26 protein-coding genes are annotated in these 22,877 nt (G+C 45.6%); all 26 read left to right on the forward strand.

What is annotated here, in order from left to right; genetic code table 11:
• The first annotated feature begins 308 nt into the window (after positions 1-308).
• The gene (locus tag EKN16_RS05645; protein WP_232016240.1) at positions 309-761 is read left to right on the forward strand and encodes a terminase small subunit; all 453 of its coding nucleotides are present in this window, start codon (positions 309-311) and stop codon (positions 759-761) included.
• Entirely contained in the window at positions 748-2,007 is a 1,260-nt protein-coding gene (locus EKN16_RS05650; RefSeq protein ID WP_125654433.1) for a PBSX family phage terminase large subunit, read from the forward strand. Before EKN16_RS05645 ends, EKN16_RS05650 begins: the two co-directional genes overlap by 14 nt.
• Positions 2,008-2,036: 29 nt before the next feature.
• Complete coding sequence (locus EKN16_RS05655; RefSeq protein WP_125665883.1) at positions 2,037-3,482, forward strand: phage portal protein; 1,446 nt, start codon at positions 2,037-2,039, stop codon at positions 3,480-3,482.
• Positions 3,482-5,128: an ADP-ribosyltransferase gene (locus tag EKN16_RS05660; protein WP_125654435.1), complete on the forward strand. Its 1,647-nt coding sequence runs from the start codon at positions 3,482-3,484 to the stop codon at positions 5,126-5,128. The genes EKN16_RS05655 and EKN16_RS05660 overlap by 1 nt, the downstream gene beginning before the upstream one ends.
• 228 nt (positions 5,129-5,356) lie before the next feature.
• Complete coding sequence (locus EKN16_RS05665) at positions 5,357-5,980, forward strand: phage scaffolding protein (protein ID WP_125654437.1); 624 nt, start codon at positions 5,357-5,359, stop codon at positions 5,978-5,980.
• 18 nt (positions 5,981-5,998) lie between these two features.
• Positions 5,999-6,322, forward strand: a complete 324-nt coding sequence (locus EKN16_RS05670; RefSeq protein WP_125654439.1) for a hypothetical protein — start codon at positions 5,999-6,001, stop codon at positions 6,320-6,322.
• Between the two features lie 18 nt (positions 6,323-6,340).
• On the forward strand, positions 6,341-7,360 hold the full coding sequence (locus EKN16_RS05675; protein WP_125654440.1) for a major capsid protein: 1,020 nt from the start codon (positions 6,341-6,343) through the stop codon (positions 7,358-7,360).
• A gap of 12 nt (positions 7,361-7,372) precedes the next feature.
• A complete protein-coding gene (locus EKN16_RS05680) occupies positions 7,373-7,645 on the forward strand; it encodes a hypothetical protein (RefSeq protein WP_125654442.1) in 273 nt (90 codons plus the stop codon).
• Entirely contained in the window at positions 7,635-8,021 is a 387-nt protein-coding gene (locus tag EKN16_RS05685) for a DNA-packaging protein (protein ID WP_183530745.1), read from the forward strand. The genes EKN16_RS05680 and EKN16_RS05685 overlap by 11 nt, the downstream gene beginning before the upstream one ends.
• Before the next feature lies 1 nt (position 8,022).
• A complete protein-coding gene (locus tag EKN16_RS05690) occupies positions 8,023-8,415 on the forward strand; it encodes a pyrimidine/purine nucleoside phosphorylase family protein (RefSeq protein ID WP_125654446.1) in 393 nt (130 codons plus the stop codon).
• Positions 8,415-8,816, forward strand: a complete 402-nt coding sequence (locus tag EKN16_RS05695) for an HK97 gp10 family phage protein (RefSeq protein ID WP_125654448.1) — start codon at positions 8,415-8,417, stop codon at positions 8,814-8,816. The genes EKN16_RS05690 and EKN16_RS05695 overlap by 1 nt, the downstream gene beginning before the upstream one ends.
• A gap of 4 nt (positions 8,817-8,820) precedes the next feature.
• Complete coding sequence (locus tag EKN16_RS05700) at positions 8,821-9,249, forward strand: phage tail terminator family protein (RefSeq protein WP_125654450.1); 429 nt, start codon at positions 8,821-8,823, stop codon at positions 9,247-9,249.
• Positions 9,246-9,443 carry a hypothetical protein gene (locus EKN16_RS05705; protein ID WP_125654452.1) on the forward strand — a complete coding sequence of 66 codons (198 nt, stop codon included), beginning with the start codon at positions 9,246-9,248 and terminating at the stop codon, positions 9,441-9,443. Before EKN16_RS05700 ends, EKN16_RS05705 begins: the two co-directional genes overlap by 4 nt.
• Positions 9,444-10,760 (forward strand): phage tail sheath family protein, encoded by a 1,317-nt coding sequence (locus tag EKN16_RS05710; protein WP_125654454.1) that lies wholly within the window; start codon positions 9,444-9,446, stop codon positions 10,758-10,760. It abuts the gene before it with no gap.
• A gap of 492 nt (positions 10,761-11,252) precedes the next feature.
• On the forward strand, positions 11,253-11,681 hold the full coding sequence (locus tag EKN16_RS05715) for a phage tail assembly chaperone (RefSeq protein WP_125654456.1): 429 nt from the start codon (positions 11,253-11,255) through the stop codon (positions 11,679-11,681).
• A 233-nt stretch (positions 11,682-11,914) separates the two neighbouring features.
• On the forward strand, positions 11,915-12,463 hold the full coding sequence (locus EKN16_RS05720; protein WP_125654458.1) for a hypothetical protein: 549 nt from the start codon (positions 11,915-11,917) through the stop codon (positions 12,461-12,463).
• Between the two features lie 48 nt (positions 12,464-12,511).
• Positions 12,512-15,070 (forward strand): tape measure protein, encoded by a 2,559-nt coding sequence (locus EKN16_RS05725; protein ID WP_125654460.1) that lies wholly within the window; start codon positions 12,512-12,514, stop codon positions 15,068-15,070.
• Positions 15,070-15,738 (forward strand): LysM peptidoglycan-binding domain-containing protein, encoded by a 669-nt coding sequence (locus EKN16_RS05730; RefSeq protein WP_125654462.1) that lies wholly within the window; start codon positions 15,070-15,072, stop codon positions 15,736-15,738. Before EKN16_RS05725 ends, EKN16_RS05730 begins: the two co-directional genes overlap by 1 nt.
• A gap of 14 nt (positions 15,739-15,752) precedes the next feature.
• Positions 15,753-16,736, forward strand: a complete 984-nt coding sequence (locus EKN16_RS05735; RefSeq protein WP_311546969.1) for an XkdQ/YqbQ family protein — start codon at positions 15,753-15,755, stop codon at positions 16,734-16,736.
• Entirely contained in the window at positions 16,736-17,071 is a 336-nt protein-coding gene (locus EKN16_RS05740) for a DUF2577 domain-containing protein (protein WP_125654464.1), read from the forward strand. The genes EKN16_RS05735 and EKN16_RS05740 overlap by 1 nt, the downstream gene beginning before the upstream one ends.
• Before the next feature lies 1 nt (position 17,072).
• Entirely contained in the window at positions 17,073-17,474 is a 402-nt protein-coding gene (locus tag EKN16_RS05745) for a DUF2634 domain-containing protein (protein ID WP_125654466.1), read from the forward strand.
• Positions 17,467-18,540, forward strand: coding sequence for a baseplate J/gp47 family protein (locus tag EKN16_RS05750; protein WP_125654468.1), 1,074 nt, complete (start codon positions 17,467-17,469; stop codon positions 18,538-18,540). The genes EKN16_RS05745 and EKN16_RS05750 overlap by 8 nt, the downstream gene beginning before the upstream one ends.
• Positions 18,533-19,111, forward strand: a complete 579-nt coding sequence (locus tag EKN16_RS05755) for a putative phage tail protein (protein WP_125654470.1) — start codon at positions 18,533-18,535, stop codon at positions 19,109-19,111. The genes EKN16_RS05750 and EKN16_RS05755 overlap by 8 nt, the downstream gene beginning before the upstream one ends.
• 4 nt (positions 19,112-19,115) lie before the next feature.
• Positions 19,116-20,840 (forward strand): hypothetical protein, encoded by a 1,725-nt coding sequence (locus EKN16_RS05760; protein ID WP_125654472.1) that lies wholly within the window; start codon positions 19,116-19,118, stop codon positions 20,838-20,840.
• A gap of 13 nt (positions 20,841-20,853) precedes the next feature.
• Entirely contained in the window at positions 20,854-21,849 is a 996-nt protein-coding gene (locus EKN16_RS05765; protein WP_125654474.1) for a hypothetical protein, read from the forward strand.
• 218 nt (positions 21,850-22,067) lie between these two features.
• A complete protein-coding gene (locus tag EKN16_RS05770; RefSeq protein ID WP_232016242.1) occupies positions 22,068-22,877 on the forward strand; it encodes a hypothetical protein in 810 nt (269 codons plus the stop codon).

Here is a 22,877-nt window from a genome sequence, read left to right on the forward strand (position 1 = left end):
TTGCCCTTCAACCAAAGCCCCTTTCGGGGCTAAGGTTTCGGGTGACCCTAGCGGATCAATGTGATGATGAGGATGCTGACTGAGTTTATCAAGGTGATGATGACCGTCACCATCTTGAACATTTCAACTCTTTCCTCTTGTCGTCTTTCTTCTCTCGTTTTTTCCAATGTGTTCACCTCCTTTCTCTATTTCTATTATAGCAAGATACTTTACGTTCGTCAAGTATGTATTTGTATTATTTGAATATATTATTAATTATGAGCGCCCATTTCGGGTGCTCTTCCTATTTCGGGGGTGGGTGTTATGAAGTGAAACCGATATCTCAAAAACAAAAGGCTTTTGTTGATCGCTATATAGAAATCGGCAATGCAACGCAGGCATACATTGATGCTGGATATAGTGTTACTAAACGCAGCGTAGCTGATGCTAATGGACGGAAGCTGTTACATAAACCAAATGTTAAGAAGTATCTGGACGAGCGGATCACTGTCAAGGATAGTGAGAAGATCGCTAAACAAGATGAGGTCCTTCAGTTCCTATCGAAGGTTATGCGAGGAGAAGTCCAGGAGAAGTTCCCTCTTGGCCTTGGTATGGGTGAACAGCAGCTCGTAAAGAAGGAGCTGGATGGGAAAGACCGTATCAAAGCCGCTGAGCTGTTAGGCAAGCGTTATGCACTCTGGACTGATAAGCAACTGCTTGATAGTGTTGTGGGCGTTCAGATCATTGATGATTTGGGGGCTGATGGCGATGATGAAGGTTAAGTTATCCAGACTCATCACAACTCGTTTTCAGAAGTTCTGGAGAGCTGCCAACTCACGTCGGTATCTGAGGCATGTCCTCAAAGGCGGTCGGGGGTCGGCCAAGTCAACTCACATCGCCATGAAATTGATTGTTGATATGATGCGCTATCCAGTGACTACGCTCTGTGTCCGTAAAGTTGGGCGGACGTTGGACGAATCCGTATTTGAGCAATTAAAAGAAGCGATTGAGATCCTTGGGGTAGGTCAATACTGGCGCACTCTTAAATCACCGCTACAACTGATCTACATACCAAGAGGAAACAAGATCATATTCCGAGGCGCCGATGACCCAGCAAAGATCAAATCGATTAAAATGAGTAAATTCCCACTCGCTTTCCTATGGATTGAGGAACTGGCTGAATTTAAAACAGAAGATGAAATCTCGACCATTGAAAACTCCGTGCTTCGCGCCGAGCTGCCTGATGGTCTTTTTTATGCCTTTTATTGTAGCTATAACCCACCAAAACGTAAGCAGAGTTGGGTGAATAAGAAATACGATACTGTAGTCGATATACCGACCAACACATGTGTCCATCACTCCACCTACCTGGAGAATCCACATATCTCAAGGGCATTTATCGAGGAAGCCGAGAGCGTCAGAGCAAAGAACGAGCAAAAGTATGATTGGGAATACCTCGGGAAGGCGATCGGTAGTGGCGTGGTACCCTTTGATAACCTCGTCTTCCGTAGAATTACAGACGATGAGTTAAAGAGCTTTGATAACATTCGGCAGGGCAACGACTGGGGTTACGGTGTGGATCCGGTGGCTTTCGTCCGCTGGCATTACGACAAAACGCGTCGTCGCATCTTTGCTATCGATGAAATATATGGTGTGAAAATATCTAACCGGGAGCTATCCGAGAAGATAAAGGTCAAGGGGTACGATCAATTGATGACGATCGCCGATAGCGCAGAGCCGAAATCAATTGACGAACTAAAGCTCCAGCACCATATTCGTATCAAGGGTGCGAAGAAGGGGCCAGGCAGCGTGGAATACGGAGAGAAGTGGTTGGATGATCTGGAAGAGATAGTTATCGATCCGCAGCGGACACCGAATACAGCGAAAGAGTTTGAGAATATCGACTATCAAACGGACGCTGATGGTAATCCGCGTACAAAGTTAGAGGACAAGGATAATCATACGATCGATGCTACGAGGTACGCGTTTGAAGGGGATATGAAGCAATCAGGTATATCTTTTGATTAGGAAGGCGGTGATGTGAATTGACAGCTGCTATGCAAACCATATCAGACATTATAAAAGCAGGAGCTCCGATGACACTTGAGCAGATCATTAAGCAAGAGATAGATGATTGGCGTCGTTCACCTGAGTTAAAGCTCATGAAGCTTGGACAGCAGTATTATGGAGGGGATCATGAGGTCCTCAAGCGTAGACGAGAGGTCATCGGCGAGGGTGGTCGGAAGGTAGAGGATAAGAACCTTGCAAATCGAAGACTTGTTCATATGTTTATTCGCAAGCTGGTTGATCAGAAGATAGGCTACTTGCTTTCAAAGCAACCTTCTATCCAAACCAATAATGAGGCTTATGCATCGGAGCTGTCGGACATATTTGGAAAAGCGTTTCTAAGGCTGCTAAAGAATATCGGCAAAGATGCCATTAACAACGGTATCGGATGGCTGCATGTTTATTACAATGACACTGGCGAACTGGCATTCAAGCGCATTTCACCGGATGAAGTGATACCGCTGTGGAAGGATTCAGCCCATACGGAGCTAGACGGAGTGATTCGTACCTATGAGCTGGATTACTACGAGGGCATGAACAAGAGAGCAATCACCAAAGTCGAGTATTGGGATAACACCGGTGTTCGGAGGTATACGCTTGATGCAATAGGCTCAGTAGGACTGAAATCGGATGAGGAAGCCGGGGCATTTGGCTCCCACTTTTCAGCCATGGAGGGTGAAGGCAAGGAGACCCCACTGAACTGGGAGCAAGTACCGTTCATACCGTTTAAATATAATGACGACGAGCTGCCGCTTATCAAGGTGTTACAATCACTCGTTGATGATTACGATGAGCAGAGAAGTGATAACAGCAATAACATTGCAGACTTGCCTAATGGGATATACGTCTTGAAGGATTACGACGGTACGGATCTGGGGGAGTTTCGGCACAACCTGTCTAGATACCGAGCTGTAAAGGTGCAAGGCGATGGAGATGTGAATACACTAACGCTTGATCTTAACCCGGAAGCTTTAAAGCAGCACGTTGAACAGCTGCGTAAAGACATATACGAGTTCGGGCGTGGAGTAGATACGCAGTCTGATAAATTTGGGAGCAGCCCAAGCGGGATCGCATTGAGATTCTTGTATGCAGATTTGGATTTGGATGCAAATGATATTGAAAACGAATTCCAAGCAGGATTAGAACAGCTCCTATGGTTTGTGGACAAACATATTGCAAATACGATCGGCACGGATTATTCCGATGTGTCGGTCGATTTTATTTTTAACCGCGATATGATGATTAATGAAACGGAAGCTGTCAATAACGTGAAGAGCAGTGTCGGTATTATCTCTGATGAAACCCTAATTGCTAATCATCCATTTGTTACCGATCCTGCCGATGAGTTAGCCCGAATGGAGAAACAAAAGGCATTAGAGCCAGCCCCATATAGCGGTTTAAATCCAGATAATTCGCCTAATGGAGCTGGGGGCTAATGAGAACCGATGCATACTGGGCGGGAAGGCTCGAAACGCTAAATGAATCACAACTCAACAAAGGCGAAAAATATATTCAGAGCATGAATACCCAGTACGAAAAGGCCATGTCGTCCATACAGCGGGACATTGATTCTTTTTACGGACGCTTTGCAATCAATAACGGTGTAGACATGGCAACCGCTCGACAGATGCTCAAAGCGGGAGAGCTCAAAGAGTTCAAATGGACCGTCGAGGATTACATTAAACGCGGTAAAGAGAACGCAATTGATCAACGATGGATGAAGGAATTGGAAAACGCCAGTATTCGGGTTCGTATGAGTCGTTTAGAGGCGTTGCAGATACAGATGCAACAGCACGTTGAGGTATTGGCTGCTTCGCGGCAGGCTGGCGCTCAGGGATTGCTAGGCGGCATATACAAAGATAACTACCACCGGTCTATTTTCGAGTTGCAGAAGGGTGCAGGGATTGGCTCATCTTTCGCTAAACTAGATAGTATCCAGTTGGACAAGCTGTTATCAACACCTTGGGCGCCGGATGGAACCAATTTCAGTGGGCGGATATGGGCTGATCGGAAGAAGCTTATCAGCGAGTTAAAGACGGCGTTAACGCAAAATTTAATCCGCGGTGACTCAAAAGATCAAGTCATTTCTGAATTCTCCAAACGAATGGGCGTTTCTCGTTCTGCTGCTGCACGAATCATCATGACAGAATCGGCCTATATATCAGGGCAGTCTCGCCTTGATGCTTATAAGGAGCTAGGGGTTACTGAATATAAGTACATGGCTACCTTGGATTTGCGAACTTCATCTATCTGTAAGAGTATGGACGGTAAAATCATCCCCATTACGGAAGCTCAAGCGGGCGTGAACTATCCACCGCTGCATGCACATTGTCGTTCGACGACGATCCCGCATTTTGAGGATAACGTTCAGGAGCGTGCAGCAAGGGGTGATGACGGAAAGACGTATGGTGTGCCAGGTGATATCACCTACCAGGAGTGGGAGAAAAAGCATTTACCTTCGGAAAAGAATGGGATGCACGGAATTGACGAATTAGTAACTTCTCAATCTATTCAACAACCGCTGAATAATGATATAATAAAATCATCCAGTTTTCGGAAATTTTCTACCGCCGAAGAAACACAAGCGTGGATCGATCAAGTTACACCTGCTTGGATAGGACAATTAACGATCCAAGAGGCAGAAGCGATTAGACGGTATACAGGTAATGATTACTTGGATATTAATAAAAATTTGCGTGCCGGTGGCGGGATGAAGGTTTATGATAATGTTGCCAAAGATATTAGCTCGGCGCTCTCTAAATTTAATTTGCTAGAGAACATAGTTGTATATCGTGGTCTCGAGCGTAATATCTTTAATATGCCTGTTGAGCAGATGCCAGGGTTAATTATTGAGGAAGCAGCATTTGTTAGTACAACCTTGTTATCGGACAGAGCCTTCTCGGGTACAGTAAGGCTTGAACTAAGGGTACCGGCTAAATCAACTGGTGCTGCAGTAGTTCCATTAAGTGAATTCGAAGGAGAATATGAATTTCTTCTGGATAAGAAAACAAAATATCAAATAGTCGAGGCTAGTGAAATGGCAGGAATACTAATTATTATAGCGGAGGTGCTTCCCAAATGACTGAGAATAAGTCAACCTTTAGACCGGACCGCTTTACGGCCACAAAAGAAGATGTGAAAATTATTACTCCTAAAAAAGAAGAGAAGAAATAACAAGCACTCTCACATATGAGGGTGCTTTTTGTTTGGGCTCTGGCTGAGACTGCCGGGGCCTATTTGCTCGTTTGCCGGAGCATCACGGCTGCCCAAGGCGGGGTTGCGCCATAAAAACCAATGGGAGTGTGCAGCAATGGATCTGAAAGAGTTGCTAGGCGAAGATATGTATAACCAGCTGATGGCTAAACTGGGCGATAAACATAAGGTTGCGATTGTCTCCGACGGCAATTGGATTCCGAAGGATAAGTTCAATGAAGCAAACACGGCTAAGAAACAAGTCGAGGATACATTAAAGGAACGTGACAAGCAGCTGGAGGAAATAAAAAAGTCATCCGGTGACAGTGCGGCCTTACAGGAACAGATTACGAAGCTACAGGCCGAAAATAAAACGGCTTCTGAAAAGTATGCTTCTGACATGAAGGAGCTGCAATTGAACTCAGCTCTCAAGATGGTTCTTACTTCTGAAGCGCACGATCCAACAATCGTTGCTAGTCTCTTGGACAAATCAAAAATTGAATTGGATGACAGCGGAGCCGTTAAAGGCGGGCTGGATGATCAAATCAAAAGCCTGCGCGAAAGCAAGGCTTTTTTGTTTGTCAATAAACAAGATACCAAGCCGAGATTTAAAGGTACAAATCCACTAGACGGTAAAGATCAAAGCGGCGGCGGTGGAGAAAGTAGCGCAGCTGCAGATTTTGCTAAAGCAGCAAACGAGAGCGGTAAAGCTCCAGCTTCCGCAAACAATCCATGGGGTTAACGAAAGGGGAACATAATCATGCCATACGTAAAAGATTTCGGTAAACGAGTAGATGTTAACTTTCTAGCAAGTGCTAAGGTTACGGCCTTCACTTATCAAGTGAGTGATGTGGGTGTAGCAGCTAACGCACAGGGGCGTAAAATCGTTCCAGCAGGCTCTGTATATCCGGCTAATGATGCAACAGCAACCGGCATTCTCTATACGGATACGGACGTAACAGAAGGACCTCAACCGGGTTCAGTCATTGTAGATGCTTGGATCTTAGAAGCTCGTTTACCTGTCGCACCAGCTGCAGCAGCGAAAACGGCTATGAAGGCCATCAAATTTAAAACAGGGGTTTAAGAGAGGGGATAGTCAATCATGCCAAATGTACTCGAATTGTTTAGTCAACCAGAAGTATTGAACTACCTGCAAAACCGACAGTTCCCACCGTTGTTAGGTGAAACTTTGTTTCCTGAAGTGAAACGCGATTCATTGGAATTTGAACAAATCAAAGGGGCACGTCGTGTGCCTGTCATTGCAAGCGTTCATGCATTTGATACAGAAGCTGAGATCGGCAGCCGCGAGGCTACCAAGCAGGCGTTAGAGCTTGCTTTGATTAAACGGAAGATGCAAATGAAGGAGAAAGACATTATTGCACTTGAGAATCCGCGCACACCGGCAGAACAGCAATATCTGATGCGAGAAGTGTACAACGATATTGATGTTCTCACAGCAAGCGTGCGTGCTCGGGTAGAGGCCATGCGTATGGAAGCTGCTGCTAACGGTACTGTGACGCTTTCAGAGAATAACCTCAGCGCAGTCATTAACTACCAAGTGCCGAATGAACATAAGCAAGTGCTCTCGGGTACGGACCTGTGGACGAATCCGGATAGTGACCCAATCACACAAATGCTGGGTTGGTATTCGACGCTGGGTACGAAACCTAAACGTGTCCTAACTTCCGGCACTGTACTTGCAACGTTGCTACGTCATCCAAAAGTAGTTGGAGCGTTGTTTGGCAATAACGCTGCAAGAATTGCAACTCGTCTTGACCTGAATGCATTGCTCGGTCAACTGGAGCTCCCGACAATTGCCGTATACGATGATGTTTATCGGAAGCAGAATGCAAACGGAACTTACTCACAAGTTCGTTATTTCCCGCAGAACAAGTTTGTTATGTTACCAGACGGACCGCTTGGAGAAACCATTTATGGTCCTACAGCTGAGGAAATTCGTCTTGCGCGTGATCCGCAAATCGATATCACTAAAGTCGGTAATGTCCTAGCGATGGTCTATGAAGGTGGAAAAGATCCAGTAAGCACATGGACGAAGGCTGTTGCTACGGCGCTGCCAAGCTTCCCAGCTGCAGATGAAGTATTCCAAGCGCAGGTTATCTAAGGAGGTCATTCTATGATCGTTGCACCACATACCATACCAGTCCGGCATAACAGCCGGCTGTATGGGCCCGACGAAGAGTTTGAAATTGATCGTGCGGGTTATGAACGCATTGCAAACCATCTTGACGTTATCGATGATAGTGATGCAAAGTCGTTTGATAAGATGACAGCTCCGGAATTGAAGGAATACGCAGTAAAGATTTCGCTTGATCTCGGGGAGGCTACAACCAAACCAGACATTCTTGCCAAAATTAAAGCGGCAGTCGGTGAAGGTAATGACGATTAATAAGGATGATATCCTTGCCTTGGTCAAAATGAGGCTTCAATTAGATCCGCTGGGAGCAACACACGATCAACTCATCAATATGTACATGGATGAGATTGAACAGCGAATCCTTTCTTATATTAACCATTCGTCGATACCCGATAGACTGAGATTTACTTGGGCTGCTATGGTAGCAGGAGCATTGGCTGCTGAGCAATCAGCGGCTCTCTTTCCCACGATTGAGTCATCAGGAACCTTTGAGATTTCAATAGGTGATACATCCATAAAACCTGTTAAAGCTGTTTCAGCGCCACTAACCCCAAGTATCGTTGTTGTCAATTCTGTTCTATTTGATTATCGGGCAGAGTTGAACGCTTTTCGAAAACTGAGGTGGTAACATGATCGATTACACGAAGTACCGTGCAGCGCTAGAACGGATATATGAGGATCGGGTTACGATCAGCCGTCATGTTCCTTTTGTTAAGCCGAATAAGCAAACTGTACTTCAATTGCAAGCGATTTACATGGATCAACCTTGTCGCCTATCGCAAACTGGACTAGGTAAGAACAGTCAGTCACCTGCTCAGAACGCCATCCAGTATGAATCGAAGCTGTTCCTTGCGCCCGAATTGGAGTTGAAGCAGGGGGACGAAATTGAGGTCACCCGCGGACGAGTCACGGTTGAGGGATGGATTCTGTTACCCGGGCAGCCTCGAACCTTTACGGCAGGCGAACCGTTCCTTTATCCTACGCATCAAGAAGTGAGTTTGCAGCGGAAGGAAAAAGCTTAATGGCTGGATGGGGTACGTTTGAGTTTGGCGAGTGGGTTGGGCTCAAGGATTCTCTAAAGGCAATGAAACTGGAGTTCGCACACTTCGAGGAAGAATGTATACGTGAGATTGCCGGACGGCTGCTTGCGAAGGTAATCGCCAGAACGCCGGTGGATACTGGCGAACTACGTCATGGGTGGACGATCGGACAGATTGCGCGAACTGCAAACGGGTACGAGGTTGAGATCATTAACCCAGTTGAACATGCGATGTATGTCGAGTACGGTCATCGAACCCGTGATCATACCGGATGGGTCAATGGGCGTTTTATGCTGACATACTCCATTCAGGAAATGGAAAGAGAGCTTCCGGATATTATAGAGCGTAAGCTGCAGCAATTTATTGATAGACATATGGGGTGATGAGATGAGCGTAACCGTAATCGGTGTACGTGATGCGGTGATAGGAACGCTTGCTGGCGCATATCCAGCCATGACGATATACGGGGAAGAGATTAAACAGGGACTCATTGAGCCTTGTTTTTTTGTTTTGGACTTCCCTGTATCCCATTCTCGTATTATGGGGCGTCGATATAAGCGCGTACATGCCTTTGACGTTCATTACTTCCCATCTACCGATCAACCAAACGAAGAGGCTCATACAGTCGCTGAGCGCCTTTATGAAGTGCTAGAGTACATTCCGAATGGTTCTGAACAGATGCGTGGAACTGGGATGCATCATGAGATTATCGACGGCGTATTGCACTTTTTCTTCGGCATTGATCTATATATTATCAAGCAAATTACTCCGCTGCCTTCAATGGGTAAGTTGGGGATGGAGGTTAGAGGTAAATGAAAAAAGGTGAACAAGAACCACTACCGGAAACGGTGCAAAACCCGGTGTATGCCAAGCAGCAGATTTTAGAATCTAAGCAGTTTACGCCACTGGAGAAAGACGTATTGTCGGCATTGTTAGCTGACAACGAGCGATACACGATAGACAAGGCCAAACAGATGATCGAAGAATTTGCGAAAGGGGAGGCGAATTAAATGGCAGGAGGAACTTGGGTAGCGCAAAACAAGGTACGTCCAGGCGTCTATATCAACTCCGTAAGCGATGGAGGGACTCTTGGGTCATTAGGAGATCGGGGAATTACCTCAATGGCGCTTACGTTATCATGGGGGGCGTCAAAGGAAATTGTTGCAATCCATGCTGGTGACGATGTGAGTCAGGCGTTGGGCTATGATATTACAGCTACGGAACTACTGCTAGTCCGTGAGGCGCTGAAGCGTGCGAAGACATTACTATTATATCGGCTCAATACTGGTACGAAAGCAACCAAAACAATTGGAACTCTCACGGCAACGGCTAAGTTCGGCGGTCTCAGGGGTAATGACTTGACCATTGTCGTACAGACCAATGTTGAAGACAGCGCCAAGTTCGATGTTATCACAATGCTAGGCGCGAACAAGGTGGATACACAGATTGGCGCTACTATAGCCGACCTGAAAACCAACGCTTGGGTAACATGGTCAGGAACCGGAGCACTAACAACATCGGCGGGGGCTGCATTAACGGGCGGAGCCAATGGAACAACAACTAACGTTGATCATACGGACTTCTTGGCGGCGCTCGAACTGCAAGACTTCCAAACGGTCGCGCTACCTTCGACGGACAACACATTGAAAGCTGTGTACGCTGCCTTTACCCGCCGTCTGCGGGATGGCGAAGGGAAGAAAATTCAGGCTGTGCTTGAGAACTACCCAACAGCGGACCATGAGGGCGTAATTAGCGTTAAAAACGGTGTCATACTCTCTGATGGTGTAACACTCACTGCAGCTCAGGCGACAGCATGGGTAGCTGCTGCAACCGCTGCCGCATCAATTGCCGAATCTCTGACTTTTAGGGCTTACGACGATGCCAAGGATGCCGCACCGCGGTATACGAATTCACAGACTATCTCGGCGCTACAGGCTGGCGAATTGCTCTTCACCGCTACAGGTGGGAAGGCGGTCGTTGAACAAGACATCAACAGCCTGACGAGCTTTACGGTAGATAAGGGAAAGCAATTCCACAAAAACCGAATCATTCGAGTGCTGGATGGAATCGGCAACGACTTCAAACGGATCTTTGAATCCTACTACCTCGGGAAAATTAACAACAACAACGATGGTCGCAATTTGTTGAAGTCAGAAATGATCTCTTATCTTGACACGCTACAGGCAGCTAACGCGATCCAGAACTTTGATTCGCAGGCAGATGTCAGTGTCGTGGCCGGCACCGATTCGGATAGCGTTTATGTCGAGCTGAATGTACAGCCAGTGGATGCAGTCGAGAAAATATATATGAAAGTGAAGGTGAAGTAAGATGTCTTACCTGAATGCAAGCGACACAATTAACGGACAAGAAGGTCGTGCATACGCCACAATTAAAGGCCAGGTCGAGGAAATGTTCTACATCAAAAAGTTGGAAGCTTCGATTGAAAAGAAAAAATCAGAGGTCAAAACGCTTGGGAAGCGCGGCACTCAGCATAAAGCAGCTGGCTGGTCGGGCAGCGGAAGCATGACCATTTACTACGTTACCACTAAATTTAGAGAATTAATGATTGAATATGTACGGAATGGGATTGATACGTACTTTGATATTCAGATTGTTAATGATGATCCAAACTCTAGTATAGGTATGCAGACCATCGCCATCAAAGGTGTCAATCTAAACAAGGTGATCATTGCAAAACTTGATACAGGAAGTGAATCGCTTGATGAGGATATCGATTTCACCTTTGAGGACGCTGAAATCATGAATTCTTTTGGACAACCGACACTAGGTCAATAAAAATATCAGGAGGCTAACTAACCATGAAAACAAACGACTTAAGCGCATTTTTTGCACAGAACGCAACAGCAGAGGAAACAGAAGATTTCACTGTCTCGGATCGCTTCAAGACAGCTGACGGAAAACCTATCTCTTGGAAACTGCGGAGCATCTCTGCTTCGGAAGACGAGGAATGCCGAAGGGCTGCAACTAAAGTAATCAAAGGCAAGAGAGGTCAATCCACAAAAGAAATAAGTACGGATGAGTACTTGGCCAAGATGGCTGTCGCTTGCGTGGTGCATCCGAATTTGAAAGATGCAGAGTTGCAATCATCATACGGTATCATGGGCGCAGAGAACTTGCTTCGTAAGATGTTACGCGCTGGTGAGTATGCCACGCTGATCGAGAAAGTCCAAGAAATCAACGGGTATGATAAGGATATGAATGAGCTCGTTGAAGAGGTAAAAAACTAATTGAGGAGGGCGATAGTGAGGCTAACTTTGCTTACTACGCCCTCCACGAACTTAAAATCTTGCCTCATGATCTCATGCGAATGGATCGATTTGAACAAGCTGCTATTTATGCTATGATCAGTATTCGTGTCGAGAAAGAGAGAAAAAAGTAAAAAAAGTAAGTTTATTCCCACAAAATGCATACTCTGGTATAATGACTAATGTTAAATACGTAAAACATTGGAGGTATTTTGTTGTATAAAATATCAGGAATTAGAATGAGGAAATCTATCAAATTTTCATTTATGTTATGCCTTATTATTACTACATTTATGATTTCCGCATGTAGTGTCGATGTTAACACAACAGCAACGAAAAACGAAAAAGCTAGCGAAGTAAAGTTGATAGCTGATGCAACAAAATATTACAGAATTACAGGAAAAGAGCTAATTTCATTCTTAGGAAATCCAGAATCAAAAGAGCCGTGGGATTTCGCCAGCCCTAATGGTAAAAAGTATAAGGCGATCACTTATACGTATGATGGAGGTAACCAGGAGTTTCTTTCCATTGATGGTAAGATTGTTAGGTTTACTTATTACGGGAATGGGATGAAATACAAGAATGACAACGATTTATATAAATCGTTCGGGTTTGTACCTAAAGAGGACATGAAAATCGTTATTAAATCCGATAACGCATTAAAGGTCCATTCTGTTACTGAAAAAATACCGGAGTTTTGGGCTGTAATATTAGATAATGAAATAGACACTGTAAAAATCACATATGATTTGAGATACTTTTAACGCCCATAACGGGCGTTTTATTTTTGCCTGAAACGAGGTGGTAAATAGGTGGCCACAGTCAGCGCAAGTCTAAAAATGTTTGATCAATTCAGCCAGACTTTAGATAGGGCCAATCAGAGACTAGAACAGGTTCTTGGGATCGCTGAACGCGTGAAAAGAGAGTTGCAGGATCGAATATCGATTGAGGTTGATATGTCCGGTGCGGTTGCTCATATCGAACAGGTAAGGCAGCAACTCACTACTATGGGGCATTCAGTAGCAATACAGGTAATAATTGATGCGGATGGGATTACGCAAGAAATAAACCGTATCCAGCAACAGATCAGAAGCGGTGTAGCCTCGGCGGCAATAGAGGTTACAATCAACTCTACTGCTGCTATCCAAGAGGCTGCTACTGTCCGTACACAGATCGAACAACAATTAGGGACGATCAGCGCAGAAATCCATTTGCAAGTGCCCAATGCTTCCCAGTTACATTCTCAACTCAGAACACTTCTACAAGGTATTGGAGGTGCAGCTGTTAACATTCAAGTGCACTTAGACACTGCCCATGCATTGGCTGAAGTACGCACGCTGAATAGCCGTATTATTGCTGAGATTGGAACTATAAGGGCCCAGATCCAAATTCAATTACCAGCATCTTTAACGATGATGTTCACGAATCTTCAACGCTTAGTTTTAAGGCTTTTGGTGGCTGTTAGACAACTCAGTGCGGTAAGTGGTAATACCCAGCAACTACAGGCCGCTTTACAACGTATAGCCGCTCTGGAAGCACGAATAAATCAGTTGCAGGAACAACTTAATGGCCGACTTAGGGAAGGCGGAAATGCATCTAGCGGAATGGCGACTGGCCTTAAAGGTATTGTTGCTGCCTACGTATCGATTGCAACCATTCATAAGGCGATTGATTTTGTTAACTGGGCTGATGGTATCGCTAGTACAAATGCTCGTCTTGGTATGATGAATGATGGTACACAGACGCAGCTTGAGCTGCAACAAAAGGTTATGGCTGTAGCAAACGATACTCGTCAGGCCTATCAAGAGACAGCGAAGATGGTCGCTCAACTCGGATCGTCCACACAGGGTGTATTTAAAAGTAATAGTGATGTCCTCGCTTTCACTTCTAGGTTCAATAAGTTGCTTGCTACAGGAGGGGCTACTGCAGAAGAGAGCAAAAGTTCGATCTTACAAATGTCACAAGCACTCTCCAGTGGAGTTCTACAAGGTGACGAACTCCGTTCATTGAGTGAAAACGCCCCTATGCTTATGAAGGTGTTAGCGGACGGACTCGGCGTATCGCGGGGGTCCTTGAAGAAACTAGGCGCAGATGGAAAACTAACGTCTGATGCTGTTGTGCAGGCCTTCGCCAAACAGGACAAGTATATTAACACGATATTTGAAAAGATGCCTGTTACATTCGGTCAGGCAATGACGGCTGCCAAGAATAAAGCAGTTGGTTGGATCTCGATACTAAATGGGGCAAACGGACCTATCCAGAAGTTAACCAAATCTATTATGGGCTTGATTAATTGGATGGACACCAAGGAAGGTCAAGGAATGTTTAACGGACTGACAGCAGGAATAAGAATCGCATCCGATTCTATAGCATGGTTTATTGATTTTCTCACTAAACACATGGACATTGTAAAAAATGTATTGTTTGCCGTCGGTGTTGTGGTTCTTGGACTTGCAGTTTATTGGCTTATTATGTGGGCCTCAGCGGCATGGCCGGTGTTTGCTGTTATAGGAGCTATCGCTTTACTTATATCATTACTAAATTACTTCGGTGTCTCTACCCAGACTATAGTCGGCTTCGTTGGAGGTGTGTTTTCTGCCTTTTTCGCTTATCTTTGGAACAGTGTTGCTACTGTTTGGAATCTCATTTTAATGTTCGCTGAGTTCTTTATTAATGTCTTTATTGATCCGGTTTACGCAGTAAAGAAACTATTTTATGATCTTGCACAACTCTTCATGGGGAATTTGTACAACATGTTACGGAGTGCAGAAGATTTTGCTGGGAACTTTATGAAAGTAGTGCTAGAGGGGATAAATGGGGTTGTTAAAGGGCTGAACTGGATGATCGAGGCAATGAACAATCTTCCAGGAGTAGATATCCCAACAGCTAAACTTTTTGACACGGACAATGTTCATGCAATGAGCGATGGCATCAAGAAAATGATGGATAGCATGGAGGCTCCGACTTCCGATAAAGGTGTTGTCGATCTGTCCAAATACAAAATGAAACCGAAGAATTTGTCCGATGCCTTTGATGTGGGAAACAAATACGGAAAAGATCTCTTCACCAAAGCTGTAAATGCTGGAGACTCCATAAAGAAAAAGGGTGATGCCTGGTCAGGCAACATTAATAAGGTGAATGAAGTCGGTAAGATCGGTGGCAAGGTAGATATATCAAGCGAGGATATTAAGCAAATGCGGGAGCTTGCCGAAATGAAAAACATTCAGAATTTCGTTACGCTTACGCCTCAGATCACTTTTGGAGATACGCATGTTCGAAATGAAAGCGACATGGGGACAATTATCTCTAAGATAAAAGATCATTTGGAGGGTGAAATTGTTGCTTCCGCAGAAGGAGTGTATGGTGGCTGATGGATGCATATGAGATTGAATTGAGCTATAACAGCCACGCGGAGTTTTTTTCACTTCCAGTCTTGCCGGAGACAATTAATGTAAAGGAAGATGGCAATGGAAAGACGTACACGGTGGCTGGCATCGGAGAAATTAATGTAATCAAGGATCCGAGTTTAAAGGAAATTAGCTTTGAATCGATCTTTCCAGCGCATAACTATCCGTTCATTCAGGAGGGTGTTGCTTTTCGTCCTCCTGGATCGTACGTCCAGCGAATTGAACATTGGAAGGCAACAAAACATCCAATCAGGTTTATTTTTATTGGTGGTTTCGAAATCAATATCCCCGTTAGTATCGAGTCCTTTGAATGGTCGGAGATTGCGGGAAGCGGAGGAGATATTGAATTTAAACTCTCGCTAAAGGAATATGTCTTTTATGGGGCAAAGAAGATTAAAGTAGTCAAAAAGAAGAGCGGAACGACAACCAAGCAGGATACTCCATCTCGTCCAAACGAGAAACAGACACCCAAGACGTATACGATGGTAGCAGGAGACACGCTGTCAAAAGTGGCTAAGAAGCTACTGGGAGACGATAGTCGATGGAGAGAGATTCAAAAGCTCAACGGCCTGAGTGATGCGGATCTTAAGAAGCTACCTATAGGCAAGGTATTAAAGCTGCCCAATAAATAAGGGAGAGGATAGACTTGGATAAATACCATACCCTTGAAATGTTTCTCGATAATAAGAATGGTGATGTATGGAACATATCGAATATTGCTTCCGATATTGAATGGCAGACAAGTCGTATCGGTAAGGCTGGCAGCTTGAGTTTTACGATTGTGACGGGAGGTCTTTACCAGGATAAGAAATTCACCATTAATAACGGAGACATCGTTAGGGTGCGGAAGGGTGGCACCAATGTCTTTTATGGCTATGTATTTGAGATCGGCAGCGGGATGGATGAGGGCTTTAAGATAAAAGCCTATGATCAGATACGTTATCTAATGGGTAATGATACTTATGTATTTACTGGTAAGACCGCAACGGAGATCGTTAAAAAAATCGCTGACGATACGGGCCTGAAAACAGGGAATTTGGTTGATACGAAATATAAGATCCCGTCGATGATTGAGGACGGTAAGAAATTACTGGACACAGTTTGTAAGGCGCTCGATATGACGCTGATCAATGGCTATGGAAATTTCTTCTTGTACGACGATTTCGGATTGTTGGCGTTGATGAATATCAAGAAGACGCTGCCAGACTTTTATATCGGGGATAAGAGTTTATTGTTCGACTATGACTTTACGCAATCCATCGACAGTGAAACGTATAACCGAGTCAAAATCGTTCAGGATAACAAGAAGAAAGCTAACCGGGATGTGTACGTTGCTCAGGATAGTGTAAATATCGCGAAGTGGGGTAGGCTGCAGTTGTACCAGTCAGTTGATGAAAAGCTCAATGCCGCCCAAATCAAACAGATGTTGGATACTTTGATCCAATTGAAGAATAGGCAGTCGGAAAAGTTGAAAATAGATGCAATCGGTGATATTCGGGTTCGAGCTGGTAGTTATGTCCATATCGCCATTAAACGGCTTGGGATAAATCAACCGATGCTTGTAGACGAATGCAGCCATAAATTCGATGGAGCAGATCATACCATGTCATTAGAATTGAAGGTGATTTAATGTCACTTCTTGGTGTTATTAAGAAGGCTGGCCTTGGGGCGGTCGAAGCTGGTCAACCTATTACCGTCCAAACTGGTAGTGTAACAAAAGCAGATCCGCTTGAGGTAACCGTCGATCAACGGTTCACACTCACAGCGGATTTTTTGATTGTGCCAGAAAGCCTGATGGAGTATAAGATCGATGTTAAGCACGCGCACAGTTACAGCGAAGGCGTGACCGGAGATGCGCTCAAGGACAAACTTCTGATTCGGCGCGGCCTTGGACAAGGAGACAAACTAATCTTGCTTCGGGTGCAGGGCGGACAACAATATTTAATTTTGGATCGGGTGATATGACATGATTCCAACAGGTAGCACCATTGGTACGGATATGCTCGAGGATTCACAAGAGACAAGTCGGACGTATTGGCTGGATTTGATCGACAAACGTATAGTCGGCAGTATAGATGGCTTGGAAGCGACAAAGCAGGCCGTGTTTAAAATTTTGCAGTCAGAACGTTTCGAACACTACATCTACAGTTTCAATTACGGTTCGGAAATGACGGACCTGATGGGGCTGTCATCGTCTGTAATTAAATCAGAGTTGGCTAGGCGTATTCGGGAGGCATTACTGACGGATGATCGCATAACCGATGTTACTGACATGAAAATTGAGGTTAGTGGGGACAGTGCGCTTGCCACATTTACGGTCGTGTCTGACTTTGGAAGCTTTACTTCGGGGGTAACCAACCATGTATGAGTCTCAAACGTTTAGTGCGATTCTGCAAAGAATGCTGGACAGTGTGCCAAGTGATGTGGATAAACGAGAGGGAAGTATTATTTACGATGCTCTTGCACCGGCTGCTCAAATGCTAGCCGAGACTTACATTGAAATGGCTATTAATAATAATCTCTCTCATGCTCAGACTTCCAGTGGAGCGGAGCTGCGAAAGCGCGGTGAGGATTTCGGCATCACAGCCAAGCTGGCAACTGCAGCGGTTAGGGAAGGATCATTCAAAGACGCTTCAAATGCTTCATTTGACGTTCCAATTGGAAGCCGTTTTTCAGCTGGTGAACTCACCTTTGTCGTTTCGGAGAAGATAGCGATTGGTACTTTTAAGCTGGTGTGTGAGACGTCCGGAGAAGTCGGGAATCTTCCGAGCGGCGCGATGCTCCCGATTGAATATATTTCAGGATTAGCAACAGCCACTCTATTGGGCTTGCTACTTCCCGGTACGAACGACGAGACAGATGATGATTACAGGAAACGTTTCTTAGAGCAAGTACGCACGCCGCCTACAAGCGGCAACAGGGCTGCTTATCGAACATGGGCACTTGAGGTACCGGGAGTGGGCGATGCCTACGTGATCCCGACTTGGAATGGCCCCAACACAGTCAAGGTATTTGTCCTTGGAGTCGATAGACAGCCAGCTACACCAAGCGTTGTAAAAGCCGTAAAGGACTACATTGATCCAGCTATCGGGCTCGGTGAAGGGATGGGTGAAGGAGTGGCACCTGCTGGTGCTTTGACAACTGTTGTAGCCGCGCCTGGAGTCCAAGTTAACGTGACAGCTACTGTTGTCTTAAGTGGTTCTCAGACGCTCGCTCAGGTAAAGATGGATTTTGAGAGAGCGTTGACATTACATCTAGCAGGCATCGCTTATAGCGAGGATCGGAACGTCAAATACGCTCGTATAGGCACGCTGCTGCTTGATACAACCGGAGTGGCTGATTACGCAGGGCTTGAGGTAAACGGCGGAACAGGCAATGTGACAGTATCCGAGGGATCGGTAGCCGTCAAAGGGACGGTGATAATCCATGAATGATTATCCGGTAACCTCTGCTGCGGGGCAGGACATGCTTAGTGATCTGCCATCTTATTACGAACCCATATTGGAAATTCGAATCATCGTCCAATCAGAGGGTGCTGAATTTGATAAGCTGCAGGCCGATCTCGCCGCGCAATTGAATCAGCGGTTTGTCGGAACGGCTACTTGGGATTTAGTGAACTGGGAGGAAGAACTAGGCATCATCCCGTTGGCTGGTCAGCCAATCGATCAGCGCCGTTCCGTCATCCAATCAAAGATGCGCGGAATCGGCAAGTTTACCGGATCACTGCTCAAGCGTATAGCGGAGGCTTACAATAACGGAGAAGTCGATCTTTCATTCGATGCTGGAAAAGGTATGTTCACGGTAACATTTGTGAGTACATTGGGTATTCCACCAAATATGGATGATATAAAAAATGCTATTCGGGCAGTCATGCCATCGCATTTGATCGTGAAGTTTGTTTTCAGGTACGCCACATTCGGCATGCTGCAAGGTTATGGAAAATCATTTGGAAATATTGAAACAGTTGGAATAACATTTGGTGCTATAGAAACATGGGGAGGTTAATCCATTGCAGACATTGCCAAGCGGCATAAAGAAAGTTGAAGCATCAGACAATGCGACTGTTGTGAATTTTAACATAAACGCGGATTTACTAGATGAAAAGATTACGAAGCTCGACGGCGTTGCGGCGGGAGCTGGTGGTGCTGGATCCGCAACGGATTCTGTAATTGGCAATCGCGCAATCGATGATTCAATTGTAGCTGCAGCAGGTGCCGATTCGCCTACGCGCCTATGGTCGAAGTTGGCCTATATAATCAAAGGGATTACAGGTTCAGCCAACTGGTGGACGCTACCATCCATGACGATCAATGTCATAGTCGCGTCGCTTGGACTCAAAGCCCCACTAGCTTCACCTACATTTACTGGGACCGCATCTGCTCCGTATTTCAAAGCAACAGGTGATACTACCCGTAATCTAGCCGCGGCTGGTTGGGCCGATTTGTCAGCTAATAGTGGTGGGCAGGCCTTGCTTGCTAATAATGCTTACACTGACGGGAATAACAGTTGGAAATATTCAAATACTCACGCTTCACTTGGCGCCCGCGGTATACGTCTATCGGTTAGCGGAGGAATTGAGTGCTTTGACATGGGGGCAGTTGCAACTACAGCGGATGCAGCTTTCACCCCAACATGGGTAAAGATGGCTACACTATTATCACCAGCTTTCACTGGCACTCCAACAGCGCCGACGTTTTCCTCTACCATAGCGACCGGGACACCGCCGTTGTCTGTGGAGTCCACGACGACGGTACCGAAACTAGGGGCGGACACAGTGGACGGCTGGCACATTTTTTACGACATTACGCAATTAGGATTGACAGCCGGGACGGAAACAATAGAAGACATTTGTCTCGCAATGCCGATGATGTCGATGCTCGTTTACACGAAAAAAGCATCGAACACTTCAACCGCCTATCCTATAACCGACGGCATTCTAGTAATCAAAAAATCCGGCGTGTCAAACGTAGCAGACTTGAAATTCTCGTTCTACAATGGCGGCGGCAACGTTCAGCAATGGAGCGGTTACTATAATTGGAACGGAAGCCCTCCATTTTCGGGTTGGGTCAAGGAGTACAACGGAAGTACAACCGGCATAGACGTTGACACGGTGGACGGATTCCATATGAATCAAGACGTGAGAACAACGGCAAGCCCTACATTTTCGGGCATAACGTTACCGTCCGCGTCGCTTGCGGTGGCGTCTATCGGTAATCACAACCCATTTGTGGGCAGCATGCCGACATTTAATGTGCCCGTTAATTATCCAACGCTTATGGGTAATGTCGCATGGCAGTTGAGCAAAATTATTGGCGGTACTGATTGGACAACACAACCGGCGGTTTCATTAGCGAATAAAGCAAATAACGCGTCGCCTTCATTCACAGGCACGGCCAACTTTGCCGGACAGATCAACTCCACGGTTGCAACAGGTACGGCCCCGCTACAAGTGGCGTCTACGACAGTGGTGACAAACCTTAACGCCGATATGGTGGATGGGTTTCACGCCGACAAGGTGGCCACGGCAAACACACTTGTTGCGCGAGATTCGGCGGGCGGAATAAACGGGGTTGTACTAAACTCATACGCACCGCAGGGTGTAGCCCCGCTTTGGGTCACGTCAACAACCCAAGTCGCCAACCTAAACGCGGACATGGTTAACGGACACCACGTAACAACATCGTCCACCGCGCCGTCGGGTGGGGTTGACGGGGATATATGGATTCAGTATTAAGGAGGGATGGACGATGGGAGACCTTAAAGTTAAGGATGCGGGTTTATGGAAGTCTATTAAAGGCGTTTCGGTTAAAGTAGGCGGGGCATGGTCATCTTCTAAGAGTGTATGGGTGAAGGTTTCCGGTACTTGGGTTGAAGCTTGGAGATTATCGACGTTAGGGGTAATTTGGACTTCGCGAGCAAGTGCGGTGGATAACAATTGGTATTGTGTTTGCTACGGAAATGGATTGTTTGTAGCTACATCAATTACCGGAACAGGAAATCGTGTTATGACTTCTCCTGATGGTATTACATGGACATCTAGGACTACAACGAATAGCGGATGGTATTCCGTCTGCTACGGAAACAATACGTTTGTAGCGGTGGCACAGGATGCCGCAAGCACTTCTGTTATGACATCTCCTAACGGCATTACGTGGACGGTCGGAACAACAGCGGCGAGCAGGAATTGGTATGGAGTTTGCTTTGGAAATGGGTTGTTTGTAGCAGTAGCTAATGGTGGCGCTATGACCTCTACTGACGGGATTACATGGACTTCTAGGACCATCCCGAGTGGCGGATTTAATAGCGTTTGCTACGGAAATGGGTTGTTTGTGGCGGTAGCTAATAGTGGCACCAACCGTGTTATGACTTCCCCTGATGGTATTACATGGACGCCCAGAACAAGTTCAACCAACGATTGGCTGGCTGTATGTTACGGAAATGGATTATTTGTAGCGGTAGCGGGCAATGGGAGTGTCGTGACATCTCCTGACGGTATTACGTGGACGTCCAGTACACCTGCGGTGAGTAACAATTGGAGTGGTGTTTGCTACGGAAATGGTTTGTTTGTAGCTACATCAATTACCGGAACAGGAAATCGTGTTATGACTTCCCCTGATGGTATTACATGGACGCCCAGAACAAGTGCCACCGATAATCAATGGCGTTCTGTCTGCTACGCAAACGGCAAATTTGTAGTGGTAGCTAGTAGTGGTACAGGAGACCGTGTTATGACATCGCAATAAGAATAAGAGTATTGGGGAGGAGTGGCTACTAAACGTAGTGACTTCTTTTTCGTTAGAGGGATTCCGCGCTACCGATTTTACTCACAGATATGTTCGAGGTTCCGCATAAGCGGGGCTTTTACTTTTGATATTTTAAATACAGAATGAGCCTGGCTAAATGCTGGGCTCTTATTTGTGAATAGGAGGGGTTAGTATTGGGAGATTTTTTAAGAAATCCTATGAGTGTATCACGATATACCCGTGACAATGGAACGGTTGTTAACTTTGCAAATGCCATGAATGAAGATGGCAGTTTAAACGTGAAATTAAAGGACGGATCTAACGGAGGAAGTCCGGCAGAAGTAAATGTAACCACGATGAGCAAAGGTACGGTTACATCTGTCATTAGTGATAAATCAGCCAGCTTCGAATCAACAGAGTTTGAGGCAATCGGCTACAATGCACTTGACTTGAATATCACCATCACAGGCACAGCAGTATTTGCAGTCAAGATTAAAGGCGCTCAGTTGTCTGGTGGCATCTATACAGATAGGTATGATGTGGGCCTATTCAATGCATCGAGAGGGCTCACTATTCCCCAAGTATCTGATTACTATAAAATCGAGATCGTGCTTAAATCCGGCACAGGTAAATGCTTTGTTGATGTCCAGCCATGCAATGTCTACGGTAGCTTACAACGACCATCATATAAAGAATACATTATGGCGATCAACGAGACATTGGCAGCTAATGCGGAATCAGCGATATTTACTGTGTACAATACGGACTGGGTAAGGGGTATTAAACTGCTGGTGAAAAGTCCAATAGTTGGTTATCAGCCGAGCTATCGTGATATGGCTTCTAACGGTGATATTAGTGGAGGGAATAATATTGGCAGCGCACAAACTTTGGCTAATTTCTGGCGTTCCTCTTCCCTCAATCCGGGGAGCTTCGTTCCACCTGCTTATGGGATGCAGTTCAGTTTAAAAAATACAGATGCTGCATTAACTGGACTCGTACAAGCTCATATCATTTTGATGGGGGCCTAA

The sequence above is a fragment of the Paenibacillus baekrokdamisoli genome, from assembly GCF_003945345.1.
Taxonomy (GTDB): Bacteria; Bacillota; Bacilli; order Paenibacillales; family Paenibacillaceae; genus Paenibacillus_Z; species Paenibacillus_Z baekrokdamisoli.

Bases quoted from the DNA above. Each gene is read 5' to 3' on its own strand.
- EKN16_RS05650 (WP_125654433.1), top strand. From the start codon at position 748: ATGATGAAGGTTAAGTTATCCAGACTCATCACAACTCGTTTTCAGAAG.
- EKN16_RS05655 (WP_125665883.1), top strand. From the start codon at position 2,037: ATGCAAACCATATCAGACATTATAAAAGCAGGAGCTCCGATGACACTT.
- EKN16_RS05660 (WP_125654435.1), top strand. From the start codon at position 3,482: ATGAGAACCGATGCATACTGGGCGGGAAGGCTCGAAACGCTAAATGAA.
- EKN16_RS05665 (WP_125654437.1), top strand. From the start codon at position 5,357: ATGGATCTGAAAGAGTTGCTAGGCGAAGATATGTATAACCAGCTGATG.
- EKN16_RS05670 (WP_125654439.1), top strand. From the start codon at position 5,999: ATGCCATACGTAAAAGATTTCGGTAAACGAGTAGATGTTAACTTTCTA.
- EKN16_RS05675 (WP_125654440.1), top strand. From the start codon at position 6,341: ATGCCAAATGTACTCGAATTGTTTAGTCAACCAGAAGTATTGAACTAC.
- EKN16_RS05680 (WP_125654442.1), top strand. From the start codon at position 7,373: ATGATCGTTGCACCACATACCATACCAGTCCGGCATAACAGCCGGCTG.
- EKN16_RS05685 (WP_183530745.1), top strand. From the start codon at position 7,635: ATGACGATTAATAAGGATGATATCCTTGCCTTGGTCAAAATGAGGCTT.
- EKN16_RS05690 (WP_125654446.1), top strand. From the start codon at position 8,023: ATGATCGATTACACGAAGTACCGTGCAGCGCTAGAACGGATATATGAG.
- EKN16_RS05695 (WP_125654448.1), top strand. From the start codon at position 8,415: ATGGCTGGATGGGGTACGTTTGAGTTTGGCGAGTGGGTTGGGCTCAAG.
- EKN16_RS05700 (WP_125654450.1), top strand. From the start codon at position 8,821: ATGAGCGTAACCGTAATCGGTGTACGTGATGCGGTGATAGGAACGCTT.
- EKN16_RS05705 (WP_125654452.1), top strand. From the start codon at position 9,246: ATGAAAAAAGGTGAACAAGAACCACTACCGGAAACGGTGCAAAACCCG.
- EKN16_RS05710 (WP_125654454.1), top strand. From the start codon at position 9,444: ATGGCAGGAGGAACTTGGGTAGCGCAAAACAAGGTACGTCCAGGCGTC.
- EKN16_RS05715 (WP_125654456.1), top strand. From the start codon at position 11,253: ATGAAAACAAACGACTTAAGCGCATTTTTTGCACAGAACGCAACAGCA.
- EKN16_RS05730 (WP_125654462.1), top strand. From the start codon at position 15,070: ATGGATGCATATGAGATTGAATTGAGCTATAACAGCCACGCGGAGTTT.
- EKN16_RS05740 (WP_125654464.1), top strand. From the start codon at position 16,736: ATGTCACTTCTTGGTGTTATTAAGAAGGCTGGCCTTGGGGCGGTCGAA.
- EKN16_RS05745 (WP_125654466.1), top strand. From the start codon at position 17,073: ATGATTCCAACAGGTAGCACCATTGGTACGGATATGCTCGAGGATTCA.
- EKN16_RS05750 (WP_125654468.1), top strand. From the start codon at position 17,467: ATGTATGAGTCTCAAACGTTTAGTGCGATTCTGCAAAGAATGCTGGAC.
- EKN16_RS05755 (WP_125654470.1), top strand. From the start codon at position 18,533: ATGAATGATTATCCGGTAACCTCTGCTGCGGGGCAGGACATGCTTAGT.
- EKN16_RS05765 (WP_125654474.1), top strand. From the start codon at position 20,854: ATGGGAGACCTTAAAGTTAAGGATGCGGGTTTATGGAAGTCTATTAAA.
- EKN16_RS05770 (WP_232016242.1), top strand. From the start codon at position 22,068: ATGAGTGTATCACGATATACCCGTGACAATGGAACGGTTGTTAACTTT.